The sequence below is a fragment of the Agromyces sp. NPDC060279 genome, from assembly GCF_042726785.1.
Lineage (GTDB): Bacteria > Actinomycetota > Actinomycetes > Actinomycetales > Microbacteriaceae > Agromyces.
This window is the reverse complement of sequence record NZ_JBHXBK010000001.1, coordinates 804,509-817,375: the sequence shown is the minus strand read 5'-3', so window position 1 is coordinate 817,375 and position 12,867 is coordinate 804,509. Positions and strand designations below refer to the sequence as shown.

Here is a 12,867-nt window from a genome sequence, read left to right as displayed (position 1 = left end):
AAGCGGCGACCATTGAGCGTACCCACCCAACAGCATTCGGAGTCTGAAATGCACATCGGCGTGCCCGCTGAGATCAAGAACAACGAATTCCGCGTCGCCATCACCCCGGCCGGCGTCCACGCCTTCGCGCAGCGCGGTCACCGCGTCGACGTGCAGGCGGGGGCCGGCGTCGGTGCCGGTTACACCGACGAGGACTACCGCGAGGCCGGGGCGACGATCGTCGCGACCGCCGACGAGGCCTGGAGCGCCGAGCTCGTCCTCAAGGTCAAGGAGCCCATCGAGCCGGAGTACGGCTACCTCCGTAGCGACCTCACGCTGTTCACCTACCTCCACCTCGCGGCCGACCGCCCGCTCACCGACGCGATCCTCGCCTCGGGCGTCACGGCGATCGCCTACGAGACCGTGCAGCTCGCCGACCGCTCGCTGCCGCTGCTCACCCCGATGAGCGAGGTCGCCGGCCGGCTCGCCCCGCAGGTGGGCGCCGCCTCGCTGCACGCCTCGAAGGGCGGCCGCGGCGTGCTCCTCGCGGGCGTGCCCGGCACGAGCCCCGCGAAGGTCGTCGTCATCGGCGGCGGCGTCGCCGGTGAGCAGGCGGCCGCGACCGCGCTCGGCCTCGGTGCCGACGTCACCGTCTTCGACATCTCGCTGCCGAAGCTGCGCGAGATCGACGCGCGCTACCAGGGCCGCATCAAGACCCTCGCCTCCTCGCCCTACGAGATCGCCCGCCAGGTGAAGGATGCCGACCTCGTCGTCGGCGCCGTGCTGATCCCGGGCGCCGCGGCGCCGAAGGTCGTCACCGACGAGATGGTCGCCACGATGAAGCCGGGCGCCGTGCTCGTCGACATCGCGATCGACCAGGGCGGCTGCTTCGAGGGCTCGCGCCCGACGACGCACGCCGACCCCACCTTCAAGGTGCACGACGCGATCTTCTACTGCGTCGCGAACATGCCCGGTGCGGTCCCCGCGACCTCGGCGCCCGCGCTCACGAACGCGACGCTGCCGTACGCGCTGAAGATCGCCGACCTCGGCTGGGAGGCCGCCCTCGACGCCGACCCGGCGCTCGCCAAGGGCCTCAACGCGACCGCGGGCAAGCTCACGAACGAGCCCGTCGCCGTCGCCCTCGGGATCGACTACCAGGCGCGCTGAACCGCGCCGCACGACCTCGCCCCTCGCAGCCGATCGACCGCCTCGCGCGGTCGCGAGGGGTGACGGAACGTCGCGACGGGCCGACTCCCAGCGCCCGCCGCGACCGGATGCCCCGACTGCACACGATGCGGTCGGGGCATCCGTCCGTTCCGGACCCGGCCCGCTCGCGGGTCAGTCGTCGCCGAGGACGACGGGCAGCCCGCTCTGATACCAGGCGAGGATGCCGCCCTCGACGTTCACCGCGTCGATGCCCTGCTGCTCCAGGTACTGCACCGCCTGCGCGCTGCGACCGCCGACGTGGCACATGACGTAGACCGTGCGATCGCGGGGCACCTCGTCGAGCCGGGCGACGAGCTCGCCGAGTGGGACGTGGTGCGCGCCCTCGACCCGCGCCTGCGCGAGCTCTGCGGCCTCGCGCACGTCGATCAGGTAGGCGTCGGCCGTGGCGTGGACCTCGGCGGGGGAGCTGGACTGCATGATGGGCCTCTCGACCCCCGTCACGATACCCGAGCCGCGGCAAACCGCGAGGTTCCGGGCGTCGCTGCGGGGAATCCGGGGAGGTGCGACATAAGGTGGCCCTGTGCAACGGCTGGAACGCGATCAAGGAGACGAGCAACTGCTCGCGCGCGAGACGGATGCCGCGGCCGACGAGCTCACCCCCGACCCCGTTCCCCACGAGGCCGGGCGGCCCACGAGCCTCAGCCTCGGTGATCCCGCCCTCGTCGCGGGCAATGTCGCCGAGCCCACCTGGCGGAGATGGCAGGAGGAGCTGCGCGCCGCGGGCGGACGCTCCCCGCTCGTGCGCTTCGAGGACACGCCGCGCACCCGCATCGAGCTCTCGACGACGCACCCCGGCGGCCTGCCGCAGTTCATCACCGGCAAGTCGACGCTGCTGTCGAGCCTCATCCGCGACGAGCTCGCCCTGCGCAACGCGCGCCTGGCCGCCGCCGAGATCACCCAGAAGGGCATCGAGCTGCGCTCGGTGCGCGGCATCGAGTCGGTGCACCTCGCCATCGGGCTCGCCTCGTGGCGGCACAACGGCCAGGAGTACACCGCCCCCGTGCTGCTGCGCCCGCTCGCCATCCGGCGCTACGGGCGCGACTTCGAGCTGAAGCTCAAGGGCCAGCCGTTCCTCAACCCGGCGCTCGCGCGCGAGCTCCACGAGCAGTTCAAGATCACGCTCGACGCCGACGCGTTCGTCGCGCTCGCGATCACCAACGGCGTGTTCAAGCCGCAGCCGGTCATCGACCGCCTGCGCGGCCTGACCTCGCACCTGCCGTGGTTCAGCGTCGCCCCGCGGCTCGTCGTCTCCTCCTTCGCCGAGGTCGGCCCGGCGCTCGCCGCGGACGTCGACGGCACGGGGCATCCCGTGGTCGACGCGATCGCCGGCAACAAGGCGGCCCGCGCCTCGCTCGCCGCGCTGCCGGAGCTGCCGCGTCCGGTGCCGCAGGACGAGCGACCGCCGTCCACCGACGTGCTCCTCCTCGACGCCGACCAGGAGCAGGAGCAGGTCGTCGCGGCCGTCGCCGCCGGGGCCTCCATCGTCGTGAAGACCCTGCCCGGCACGGGCGGCACGCAGACCATCGTCAACGCGATCGGGGCGCTCGTCGCCGCCGACAAGCGCGTGCTCGTCGCCGGCGCCCGCAAGGCCAGCCTCGACGGCATCGCGCACCGGCTCGGCCAGGTCGGCCTCGGCGGCATGGCGGTCACGAGCGAGGGGCTCCGGCGCGAGCTCATCCAGTCCATCTCCCGCAACGAGAAGGCCGAGCGCCCGCGCGTCACCGACGTCGACGACGCGCTCGTCCGCCTCCGCAAGGTGCTGCTCGACTACCGCAGCGCGCTGACCCGGCGCGATCCCGAGTTCGGCGCGTCCGTGCTCGAGGCGCTGAGCGCGCTCGCCGATCTCGCTGCGCTGCCCGCCGCGCCCGACACGACGGCGCGGCTCGACCATGCCGCGCTCGTCGCACTCTCCGGCGACCGCTCCCGCGCCGCGCAGGACCTCGCCCGCGCGGCCGCGCTGGGCGAGTTCCGCTACGGTCCGGGCGACTCGCCGTGGTACGGCGCCTCCTTCTCGAACTCCGAGGACGCCGCGCAGGCCCACGAGCTCGCGAAGCGGCTGAGCCGCAGCGACGTGCCGCGCCTGCTCGAGCGCGGCCGCGCGCTCATCGCCCAGACCCGGCTGCGCCCCTTCGAGTCGGTGGCCGAGCTCGGCGTCTTCCTGCGGCTGCTGCTCGACGTGCGCGAGACGCTCGACAAGTTCCAGCCCTCGGTCTACGACCGGCCGCTCGGCGAGCTCATCGCGGCGACCGGCTCCCGGCGCGACTCGGAGGGGATGAGCGCCGCGAACCGCCGCCGACTCCGCCGGCACGCGAGCGAGTTCCTCCGGCCGGGCGTGCACGTGTCCGACCTGAACGCGGCGCTCCGCGGCATCCAGCAGCAGCGCACGCTCTGGCAGCGCTACTCCGAGGCCGGCGCGATCCCCGGCGTGCCCGCCGGCATCGACGACGTGCACGTCGCGTACCGCACGGTGGCGGCCGACCTGGCCTCGCTCGACGGTCCGCTCGGCGTGGCGGGCACGCCGCGTCAGCTCGCCGCCCGCCCCATCCGCGAACTGCAGTCCACCCTCGCGGGTCTCGCCGAGGAGTCGGAGGTGCTGCTGAACCTGCAGGAGCGCACGGCGCTGCTGTCGCGCCTCCGCGACCTCGGGCTCGACCCGTTGCTGCTCGACCTGTCGAAGCGGCACGTGCCGGAGCTCCGGGTCGCAGCGGAGCTCGAGCTCGCCTGGTGGCAGTCGGTGCTCGAGACGATGCTGGCCCGCGAGAAGGCCCTGCTCGGCGCGAACACGACCGTGCTCGACCGGCTCGAGGCGGACTTCCGGCTCGTCGACGAGGCGCACGCCGCCGCCGCCGGGCCGCTCGCCGCCTGGCGCCTCGCCGAGAACTGGAAGGTCGCGCTCGTCGACCACCCCGACGAGGCCGAGCGGCTGAAGAAGCTGCTGCGCAGCGACCGCGTGCGGTCCCAGCAGCTGCAGGCCGAGGCGCCGACGCTGTTCCGGGTGCTGGCGCCCGTCTGGCTCGCCTCCCCGTACGAGGTGCCGACGATCGACGACGGCATCGGCTTCGACACGGTCATCCTCGTGGACGCCGGCGCGACGACGATCGCCGAGAACCTCGGGGCGATCCGGCGGGCGAAGCAGATCGTCGCGTTCGGCGATCCGGTGACGCAGACGCCCACGCTCTTCGAGACGGGCATCTTCGACCGCGACCAGCAGGGGGCGCCCGAGCACGGCGTCGACGCCGCGCACGCGGACTCCGCGCTGGCACGGCTCGGCGAGCTGCTGCCGACGATGACCCTGACCCGCAGCTACCGTGCCGGCGGCGAGGACCTCGCCGAGCTCGTGAACACCTGGTTCTACGGCGGGCGCATCGTGTCCATGCCGTGGGCGGGGAGCTTCCTCGGACACGGCAGCCTGGGCCTGCACTACGTGCCGGGCAACGGGCTGCCCGACCCAGTGACCGGCACGGTCGAGTCGATCGACACCGAGGTCGCGAAGGTCGTCGAGCTCGTCATGGAGCACGCCGTCAAGCGGCCCCGCGAGTCGCTCATGGTGATCACCGCGAGCCAGCGCCACGCCTCCCGCGTCTACCAGGCGGTGCTCGCGGCGTTCGCGAAGCGCAGCGACCTCTCCGACTTCATCCTAAAGGACCGGGCCGAACCGTTCACCGTGCTCACGCTCGAGCAGGCCGTCGCGCAGAGCCGCGACCGGGTGATCTTCTCGGTCGGCTACGGCCGCACGCCGCACGGCCGGCTGCTGTCGAACTTCGGCGCGCTCGGCGAGCCCGGCGGCGACCGCCTGCTCGCCGTCGGCATGACGCGGGCCCGTCGCTCGATGGACATCGTGTCGGCGTTCCGGCCCGAGCACATCGACGAGGACCGGCAGTCGCACGGCGTGCTCGCACTCGCGAACGTGCTCGCGCAGACCGAGGAGCGGCAGGCCGCCCCCGCGGAGTCCGAGACGGGCGATGCGATGCTGGCCGACCTCGGCGCCCGGCTCGAGCGGCGCGGCATCCGGGTGAGCGTCGGCCACCGCGGCAGCCTCGCCCTCGCGGCGGCGAACGCCGGCAAGGCGGTCGTCGTTGAGACGGATGCCTCGCTCGGCGGGATGAGCCTCCGGGAGTCGCTGCGACTCCGCCCCGAGGTGCTGCGCCGACTCGGCTGGCACTACCTCCGCGTGCACAGCTTCGAACTGTTCAGCAACCCCGACGCCGTGGCCGAGCGGGTCGCGACGCTGCTCGGCAAGCCGAGCCCGCGCCGCGCCGCCGCCCAGCGGTGACGGGCGCGAGCCGGTGACCGGGACGCCGCCGCCGACGTCGGGGGAGCGGCCGGAGGCGGCCGGGACTGACGACGAGGTCGAGGAGTCCCCGAAGCCGGGGCGTCAGCGCGTCGTTCGCGCCCGGGGCGCCCGGCGGGCGAAGCTCACGCCGGCGCCGGGCAGCGACCCCTCGCCGGAGTCGCCGGTGGAACGGGAGGCCATTCGGCCTGCCGGCCCCGACGACGAGCGGATCACGAGGGAGCGCCCGCCGCACTGGTGAGCGGCGAGGCATCCGAGGCACGAGCAACGCCCGCTGCACCGAGGTGCAGCGGGCGTTCGACGCGTCGGGCGAAGGCCCGTCAGCCGCTGTGACGGCCCGAACCGCCGGGAGCCGGGGCGCCGCCGTTCTGCGCCGCGAGCAGGTCGCGGATCTCGGCGAGCACGTCGAGCTCGGTCTCGGGCGTCTCGGGGTCGGGCTGGCCGGCCTTGCGCTTCGCCTCGGCGCGCGCCTTGAAATGGTTCATCGGCATCACGAAGACGAAGTACACGACGGCCGCGACGGCGAGGAAGGAGATGATCGCGCCGATGATGGCACCGAAGGAGAACTTCGCGTCGCCGACCTGCCAGACGAGGGCGTTGTTCAGGCTGTCGGCCTTGAAGAGCAGGCCGAGCAGCGGGTTGATGAGGTTCTCGACGATCGAGTTCACGACGGCCGTGAACGCGGCGCCGATGACGACGGCGACGGCGAGGTCGATGACGTTGCCGCGCATGATGAATTCTTTGAAGCCGTTGATCATGGCTCGCTCCCTCCGGGGTGGCTGGTCGTCGCCACGATAACGCAGGCTCAGGCGGATGCCGAGGAGGTGCCGCCGCCGGTTCCCTGGCTCGTCGAAGCGGACTTGGCGGCGCCGCTGCCGCCCGACGAACTGCCCGCCGTCGTCGAGCTGCCGCTGCTCGCAGCCGCGGCCTTCGACGAGCTCCCGTCACCGGAGCCGGAGCCGGAGCCGGAGCGGGAATCGGTGCGGTAGAAGCCGGAGCCGTTGAACGTCACCCCGATGGTGTTGAAGAGCTTGCGCAGCTTGCCGCCGCAGACCTCGCAGACCGTCAGCGCGTCGTCGCTGAAGGCCTGGTGGATGTCGAAGGCGTTCCCGCACTCGGTGCAGCGGTAGGAATAGGTGGGCATGGGGGTCTCCGGATGGTGCGGGGCGCCGACGCTCAGAAGGCGACGATGCGGGTGGGGGTGATGACGCCGTTCACGCCTTGGTCGTGGCGCTCGTGCGGCACGCGCTCGACGAATTCGCTGTCGTAGACGACGGCGTACACCGGGGGGCATTTTGCCATCGAACCGAGGGTCTTGTCGAAGTAGCCCCGGCCCCAGCCGAGCCGCATGCCGCTCGCGTCGACCGCCGCGGCGGGGACGACGATGAGGTCGACGTCGTTGATCGCCATGGGGCCGAGCAGCTCGCCGACCGCCTCGGGGGTGCCGTGCAGGCCGAGCTGCTCGGTGTCGTCCTCGCCGACGGTCCAGTCGAGGAGCCCGTCCTCACGCGTGACCGGGAACAGCACGCGGATGCCTCGCGCCTCGGCCCAGTTCACGAACGGGCGGGTGTTCGGCTCGCTCGGCATCGAGAGGTAGCACGAGAGCGAGGTCGCGCCGGTCTGGGCGACGAGCTCCTGGAGGCGGGCGGTGAACCCCTCGGTGGCGAGCTCGCGCTCATGGTTCGAGCGGTTCTGCCGGCGCTCGCGGAGCTCGGCGCGGAGGATGCGCTTCTGGACGTCCGGGTCGTCGGGCATGTTCAACATCCTAGACAGCGCGGGCGTTCGGATAGGCTTGGCGGATGACCGAGCGTATTACGAAGGCCGTGATTCCCGCGGCCGGTCTGGGAACTCGCTTCCTGCCGGCGACCAAGGCGATGCCGAAGGAGATGCTCCCGGTCGTCGACAAGCCGGCGATCCAGTACGTCGTCGAAGAGGCCGTGAACGCCGGGCTCACCGATGTGCTCATGGTGACCGGCCGCAACAAGTACGCGCTCGAGAACCACTTCGACCGGGTCGCCGAGCTCGAAGCCACCCTCGAGGCGAAGGGCGACACCGCCAAGCTCGAGAAGGTCAACGAGTCGACCGACCTCGCCGACATGCACTACGTGCGCCAGGGCGACCCGCTCGGGCTCGGGCACGCGGTGCTGCGCGCGAGCATGCACGTCGGCGACGAGCCGTTCGCCGTGCTGCTCGGTGACGACATCATCGACGCCCGTGACGAGCTGCTCACCCGCATGCTCGTCGAACAGGGCAAGCGCGACGCCTCGATCGTCGCCCTCCTCGAGGTCGATCCCGACAGCATCCACCTCTACGGCGCGGCCGAGGTCGAGCCCACCGACGACCCCGAGGTGGTGCGCATCACCGGGCTCGTCGAGAAGCCGGCCAAGGAGGTCGCGCCCTCGAACTACGCCGTCATCGGCCGCTACGTGCTGAAGCCCGAGGTCTTCGAGGTGCTCGAGCGCACCGAGCCCGGCAAGGGCGGCGAGATCCAGCTCACCGACGCGCTCATGGAGATGGCGGGCGACGTGGAGGCCACCGGCGGCGTCTACGGCGTCGTGTTCCGTGGCCGTCGCTACGACACGGGCGACAAGCTCGACTACATCAAGGCCGTCGTGCAGCTCGCCAGCGACCGCGACGACCTGGGCGCCGAGCTCAAGGACTGGCTGCGCGGCTACGTCGCCGGGCTCGACAAGTAGCGGTTCCGGCGTTCCGGGCGCCGCGTTGACCCGCTCTGACCGCCGACGCGCCCGCCGGGCCGCTACTCTCTGAGCATGGCTGCAGCCGCCCTTCCCACGCTCCGCGACGGCGAGCTCGTGCTCCGAGGCATCCGGGTGCGCGACGCGCGCGCACTCGAGCGCGTCCTCGTCGAGAACCGGGCGTGGCTGCGCCGCTGGGAAGCGAGCTATCCCGGCGGTGGCTTCGCCATCGACGTGAAGAGCTCGATCCGCAACCTGCTCTCGCACGCCAGGGCCGGGCACGGCCTGCCGTTCGTGCTCGAGGTCGACGGACAGCTCGTCGGCCAGCTGAACGTGTCCTCGATCTCCTACGGCTCGCTGTCGTCCGCGACGATCGGATACTGGGTCGCTCAGGGGGTCGCCGGACGAGGGCTCACACCCGCCGCGGTCGCGCTCGCGACCGACTACTGCTTCCGCACGCTGCGCCTGCACCGGATGGAGATCTGCATCCGCCCGGAGAACGGGCCCTCGCTCCGGGTCGTCGAGAAGCTCGGCTTCCGCTACGAGGGGTTGCGCCGCCGGTACATCCACATCGACGGCGACTGGCGCGATCACTTCGCGTTCGGCCTCGTCGCCGAGGAGGTGCCGCGCGGCGTGCTGCAGCGCTGGCGCGACGGGCGGGTCCCGCTCGGCGCCGCCGAGGTGCACCCGGCCGACCGGGTCGCGGCGCTGCATCCGCTCCAGCTCGACGGACGCTGAGCGCGGATGCCGCGCGCGTCCGCTCGCTCTGGCATCCCTCGCTGACACACCCGCGAATCTCGCGGGACCTCGGGTGTCTGTGCCCTACCGTTGATGCATGGACGTGGTGGGCGGGGGCGTGCTGGTGGCGGTGGCCGCCGCGCTGTGGATCGTCTATCTGCTGCCCAACTGGTTCCGGCGGCGCCAGTACGAGGCGAGCGAACGGCACGCGATCCGGCTCCAGCAGACCCTCCGGGTGCTGGCCGAGACCGCCGAGACGCCCGAGGCGGTGCGCCTCGAGGCCACGGCGCGAGAGGTCGTGGCTCAGCGGCGGATCCTCGCGGCGCAGGAGCAGGCCGCCGCGCATCAGGCCGAGGCTGCGCGTCTCGCCGCGGAGGCGGAGGCGCAGATCGCGCTCGTCGAGCGCCGCGCGGCCGAGGAAGCCGTCGCCGCCGCCCGTGAGCGTGCCACGCGCCTCGCGATCACGCAGTCGATGCCGGCCGTCGCGCAGGCCGAGAACGGTGCACCGGCCGCGCCGCTCTCCAGCGCTGCGGCTCGAGCGGCCCGTCGCCGGGGCCGTGCCTTCTGCTCCTCGGTCGTCCTCATCGCGACCGCCGTCGTGCTCGCCGGTCTCGCGCTGGCCTGGCCGATCGTGACGGTGCTCGTGGCGGCCGCTGCGGGGATCGCGGCGGCCACAGGGCTCGTTCGGCTGGCGCGGCCCGCGGTGCCGACCCCGGCGCCCGCCGTGGGCGCCGTCACGACGCCTCCCGCCGCTCCGGCGTTCGAACCGATTGAGCTGCCGACGGCGACGCCGCGTTCGGCCGAGTGGACGCCGCAGCCGCTGCCCCGTCCGCTGCACCTGTCGCGGGGCACGATCGCGGCGACGGCGATGGCCTCCGTGGAGGCTGCGGCCAAGCTGCAGCGCGCCGCAGCGGGCGAGGCGATGGCGGCGAAGGCCGAGCGGATGGCGCCCAAGGTGCCCGTGCTGCGTCCGGTGGCCGAGGCCGCCCGGCCCGCGGCATCCGACCGGGCCCGCGAGGAGTCCGCGCCGAACCCGTACGCCGCGATGGGGATCGTCGGCAGCGCGGAGCCCGGATTCAACGATCTCGACACGGTGCTGCGGCGTCGCCGCGCGGTCTGATCGCGCTGCTCGACCCGCGACCGCGGTGGTCACCACCACGCTTCCAGAAGTGATAGGCTCGTTCACGGCTCGGGCCCATGGCGCAGTTGGTAGCGCGTCTCGTTCGCAATGAGAAGGTCGGGGGTTCGAATCCCCCTGGGTCCACCACGCAAGGCTCGAACCCCGGTCGATGGAAACATCGGCCGGGGTTCGAGCCTTTTCCATGCCGTCGTCACCGAGCCCGGCAAGGCATACTGGTGCTGCTCCCCGCGCCGGCCGCCGAAGCGGCCTCGATCGAACTCCGGGGGCGGAGGTGCGGCATGGGGCTCGTCGATCCGGCGCTGGAGTACTTCGTCGCCGTCTACGAGACCGGGTCGGTCAACGGGGCCGCCCGGCGCCTCTTCATCGCGGGCTCCGCGATCAGCCGGCAGCTCGCGCGTCTCGAGCGGGAGCTCGACACGGCTCTCTTCGAGCGGCTGCCGACCGGGCTCAAGGCCACGGCGGCGGGCAACGCCTTCGCCGCCTACGCGCGGCGGACCATCGCGGAGGCGGCGGAGATCGCCTCGGAGCTGCGGGCCGGTGAGGCGAGCTCGATCGTCTCGATCGCGGGGTCGGAGGGGACCGTGCATGAACTCCTCCCGGCCGTCGCCGCGCGCGCGTCCCTGCGCTACCCGAAGCTCCGAATCCGGCTGCGGCGCGCGACGGCGAGCGCCGTGAGCGAGATGGTGCGCGACGGCGTCGTCGACCTCGGCGTCACGTTCAACCTGAGCCTCGCGGCCGGCGTGCAGGTGCGGCACGCGTTCGGTGCGCCCGTGCACGCCCTCCTGCGTCCGGGACATCCGCTCGCCGGGAAAGCGGGGCTGTCCTTCCAGGAGCTCTCGGCGTTCCCGCTCGTGCTCAGCCCGCAGGGGGCGACGAGCCGGGCACTGGTCGATGCGTTCGCCGCGCGGATCGAGACGAGCATCGACCCGGTGTTCGAGACGGACGACACCGCCGCCACCATCCGCTTCGTCACCGCGACGGACGCCGTCGCGCTGCTGAGCCGCGTCAGCCTCGGTGCGCTCGATGCCGCGGCGGTGGCGACGGTGCCGATGCGCGAGCCCGAGTTCCAGGCGCGCAGCATCCAGGTGCAGATCCCGGTCGGCCGGGCGCTGCATCCGGCGGCCGAAGTGCTCGCCGGTCTGGTCGTGGAGACCCTGGAGCAGGCCTCCGGCGCATAGGGGGCCGCCGCGCGCCGACGCGCACCCGCCGGGAGGCGCGGGTCGCCGTTGTCGAATCGGCATCGCCGTGTTCTCGATCGAACACATCGATGGCCCCCGAGCGGGGCGCGTGGGTACTCTCGCCGCGTGACCACGAATTCGACCGCGTCGACCGGACTGCCCGACGCCCCGACCCGCCTCCTGCTGGGCGGCTCCTGGCGGGACGCCCGCGACGGCCGGGTGTTCCCGGTCCTCGATCCGGCGACCGGCTCCGTCCTGGCGGAGGTCGCCGACGCCGGCCCGGCGGAGGGAGCCGTGGCGCTCGCGCTCGCCGACGACGCGCAGGCGGCATGGGCGGCCACACCGCCGCGCGTGCGCAGCGAGGTGCTCCGGCGGGCCTTCGAGCTGCTGCTCGAGCGGACGGAGCAGTTCGCCACGGTGATCACCCTCGAGATGGGCAAGCCGCTGGCCGAGGCTCGGGGCGAGGTGAGCTACGCCGCCGAGTTCCTGCGCTGGTTCTCCGAGGAGGCGGTGCGGATCGACGGGCGCTACACGGTGGCCCCCGACGGCGCGTCGCGGTTCCTCGTGACCCGCCGGCCGGTCGGGCCGTCGCTGCTCATCTCGCCATGGAACTTCCCGCTGGCGATGGCGGCGCGCAAGGTGGCACCGGCGCTCGCCGCGGGATGCACCGCGATCCTCAAGCCCGCCGAGGCGACGCCACTCACCGCGCTGCTGTTCGGCGAGGTGCTGCTCGAGGCCGGGCTGCCGGACGGCGTCCTCAGCGTGCTGCCGACCTCGACGCCGGGCGCGCTCGTCGAGCCGATGCTCGGCGACGGGCGCTTGCGCAAGCTGTCCTTCACGGGCTCGACGCCCGTGGGCCGCATGCTGCTCGCCCAGGCGAGCACCCGGGTGCTGCGCACGTCCATGGAGCTCGGCGGCAACGCGCCGTTCCTCGTCTTCGACGACGCCGATCTCGACGCCGCCGTCGACGGGGCGATGCTCGCGAAGGCGCGCAATGCGGGACAGGTGTGCACCTCCGCCAATCGCCTGTACGTGCACGAGGCGATCGTGGCGGACTTCGTGCGCGCCCTCGCCGAGCGGATGTCGGCGCTGCCCATCGGGCACGGACTCGACGAGGGCACCCGGCTCGGCCCCCTGATCGATGAGCGGGCCAGGCAGAAGGTCGAGTCGCTGGTGCGCGACGCGGTGGAGCGCGGCGCGAGCATCGTCACGGGCGGCGAGCGCCTCGAGGGCGCCGGAACCTTCTATCCGCCCACTGTGCTCACGAACGTGCCCCGCGACGCGCGGATCCTCGCCGAGGAGGTCTTCGGCCCGGTCGCCCCGGTCGTCCCGTTCGCGAGCGAGGCGGAGGCGATCGCCCTGGCGAACGATACCGAGTTCGGCCTCATCGCCTACGCCTTCACGCGCGACCTCGACCGCGGACTCCGCCTCGCCGAGGCGCTCGAGGTCGGCATGCTCGGACTGAACGCGGGCGTCATCGCAAATCCCGCCGCGCCCTTCGGAGGTGTGAAGGAGTCCGGGCTCGGCCGCGAGGGCGGGGCCGAGGGCATCGACGAATACCTCGAGACCACCTACGTCGGGATCGGGCGGCCCCGCTGAGCGACCGCCGCGCCGATT

Annotated in this window: 11 protein-coding genes and 1 tRNA gene; 8 read left to right on the top strand and 4 right to left on the bottom strand. The window is 72.9% G+C overall.

The features are described from left to right. The first annotated feature begins 48 nt into the window (after positions 1-48). The gene (gene ald / locus ACFWE1_RS03795) at positions 49-1,146 is read left to right on the top strand and encodes an alanine dehydrogenase (protein WP_243567646.1); all 1,098 of its coding nucleotides are present in this window, start codon (positions 49-51) and stop codon (positions 1,144-1,146) included. 171 nt (positions 1,147-1,317) lie between these two features. Here the strand turns inward: ald and ACFWE1_RS03790 are convergent, their stop codons facing one another. After that, a complete protein-coding gene (locus ACFWE1_RS03790) occupies positions 1,318-1,623 on the bottom strand; it encodes a rhodanese-like domain-containing protein (protein ID WP_243567647.1) in 306 nt (101 codons plus the stop codon). 103 nt (positions 1,624-1,726) lie between these two features. Between ACFWE1_RS03790 and ACFWE1_RS03785 the strand changes: the two genes are divergently transcribed. Then, positions 1,727-5,479 (top strand): AAA family ATPase, encoded by a 3,753-nt coding sequence (locus ACFWE1_RS03785; protein ID WP_376932197.1) that lies wholly within the window; start codon positions 1,727-1,729, stop codon positions 5,477-5,479. Between the two features lie 338 nt (positions 5,480-5,817). Here the strand turns inward: ACFWE1_RS03785 and mscL are convergent, their stop codons facing one another. The 3 genes from mscL to ACFWE1_RS03770 are packed head-to-tail and all read right to left on the bottom strand — an operon-like array spanning position 5,818 to position 7,252. Then, complete coding sequence (gene mscL, locus ACFWE1_RS03780; protein WP_376932196.1) at positions 5,818-6,255, bottom strand: large conductance mechanosensitive channel protein MscL; 438 nt, start codon at positions 6,253-6,255, stop codon at positions 5,818-5,820. Positions 6,256-6,302: 47 nt separating this feature from the next. Next, positions 6,303-6,641 (bottom strand): FmdB family zinc ribbon protein, encoded by a 339-nt coding sequence (locus tag ACFWE1_RS03775; protein ID WP_376932195.1) that lies wholly within the window; start codon positions 6,639-6,641, stop codon positions 6,303-6,305. A 32-nt stretch (positions 6,642-6,673) separates the two neighbouring features. After that, positions 6,674-7,252, bottom strand: coding sequence for a 5-formyltetrahydrofolate cyclo-ligase (locus ACFWE1_RS03770; protein ID WP_376932194.1), 579 nt, complete (start codon positions 7,250-7,252; stop codon positions 6,674-6,676). Between the two features lie 44 nt (positions 7,253-7,296). Between ACFWE1_RS03770 and galU the strand changes: the two genes are divergently transcribed. The 6 genes from galU to ACFWE1_RS03740 all read left to right on the top strand — a co-directional run bounded on the left by galU (position 7,297) and on the right by ACFWE1_RS03740 (position 12,849). Further along, positions 7,297-8,193: a UTP--glucose-1-phosphate uridylyltransferase GalU gene (gene galU / locus ACFWE1_RS03765; protein ID WP_376932193.1), complete on the top strand. Its 897-nt coding sequence runs from the start codon at positions 7,297-7,299 to the stop codon at positions 8,191-8,193. Between the two features lie 75 nt (positions 8,194-8,268). Continuing rightward, positions 8,269-8,931 (top strand): GNAT family N-acetyltransferase, encoded by a 663-nt coding sequence (locus tag ACFWE1_RS03760; RefSeq protein WP_376932192.1) that lies wholly within the window; start codon positions 8,269-8,271, stop codon positions 8,929-8,931. Between the two features lie 97 nt (positions 8,932-9,028). Then, positions 9,029-10,051, top strand: a complete 1,023-nt coding sequence (locus ACFWE1_RS03755; protein WP_376932191.1) for a hypothetical protein — start codon at positions 9,029-9,031, stop codon at positions 10,049-10,051. Between the two features lie 71 nt (positions 10,052-10,122). Beyond that, positions 10,123-10,198: transfer RNA gene (locus ACFWE1_RS03750), tRNA-Ala, on the top strand. Between the two features lie 152 nt (positions 10,199-10,350). Continuing rightward, entirely contained in the window at positions 10,351-11,250 is a 900-nt protein-coding gene (locus ACFWE1_RS03745; protein ID WP_376932190.1) for a LysR substrate-binding domain-containing protein, read from the top strand. A 126-nt stretch (positions 11,251-11,376) separates the two neighbouring features. Beyond that, positions 11,377-12,849, top strand: coding sequence for an NAD-dependent succinate-semialdehyde dehydrogenase (locus ACFWE1_RS03740; RefSeq protein ID WP_376932189.1), 1,473 nt, complete (start codon positions 11,377-11,379; stop codon positions 12,847-12,849). Positions 12,850-12,867: the final 18 nt, after the last annotated feature.

Excerpts from the sequence above, each read along its gene's own strand:
- ald (WP_243567646.1), top strand. The coding sequence starts at position 49 with ATGCACATCGGCGTGCCCGCTGAGATCAAGAACAACGAATTCCGCGTC.
- ACFWE1_RS03790 (WP_243567647.1), bottom strand. The coding sequence starts at position 1,623 with ATGCAGTCCAGCTCCCCCGCCGAGGTCCACGCCACGGCCGACGCCTAC.
- mscL (WP_376932196.1), bottom strand. The coding sequence starts at position 6,255 with ATGATCAACGGCTTCAAAGAATTCATCATGCGCGGCAACGTCATCGAC.
- ACFWE1_RS03775 (WP_376932195.1), bottom strand. The coding sequence starts at position 6,641 with ATGCCCACCTATTCCTACCGCTGCACCGAGTGCGGGAACGCCTTCGAC.
- ACFWE1_RS03770 (WP_376932194.1), bottom strand. The coding sequence starts at position 7,252 with ATGCCCGACGACCCGGACGTCCAGAAGCGCATCCTCCGCGCCGAGCTC.
- galU (WP_376932193.1), top strand. The coding sequence starts at position 7,297 with ATGACCGAGCGTATTACGAAGGCCGTGATTCCCGCGGCCGGTCTGGGA.
- ACFWE1_RS03760 (WP_376932192.1), top strand. The coding sequence starts at position 8,269 with ATGGCTGCAGCCGCCCTTCCCACGCTCCGCGACGGCGAGCTCGTGCTC.
- ACFWE1_RS03755 (WP_376932191.1), top strand. The coding sequence starts at position 9,029 with ATGGACGTGGTGGGCGGGGGCGTGCTGGTGGCGGTGGCCGCCGCGCTG.
- ACFWE1_RS03745 (WP_376932190.1), top strand. The coding sequence starts at position 10,351 with ATGGGGCTCGTCGATCCGGCGCTGGAGTACTTCGTCGCCGTCTACGAG.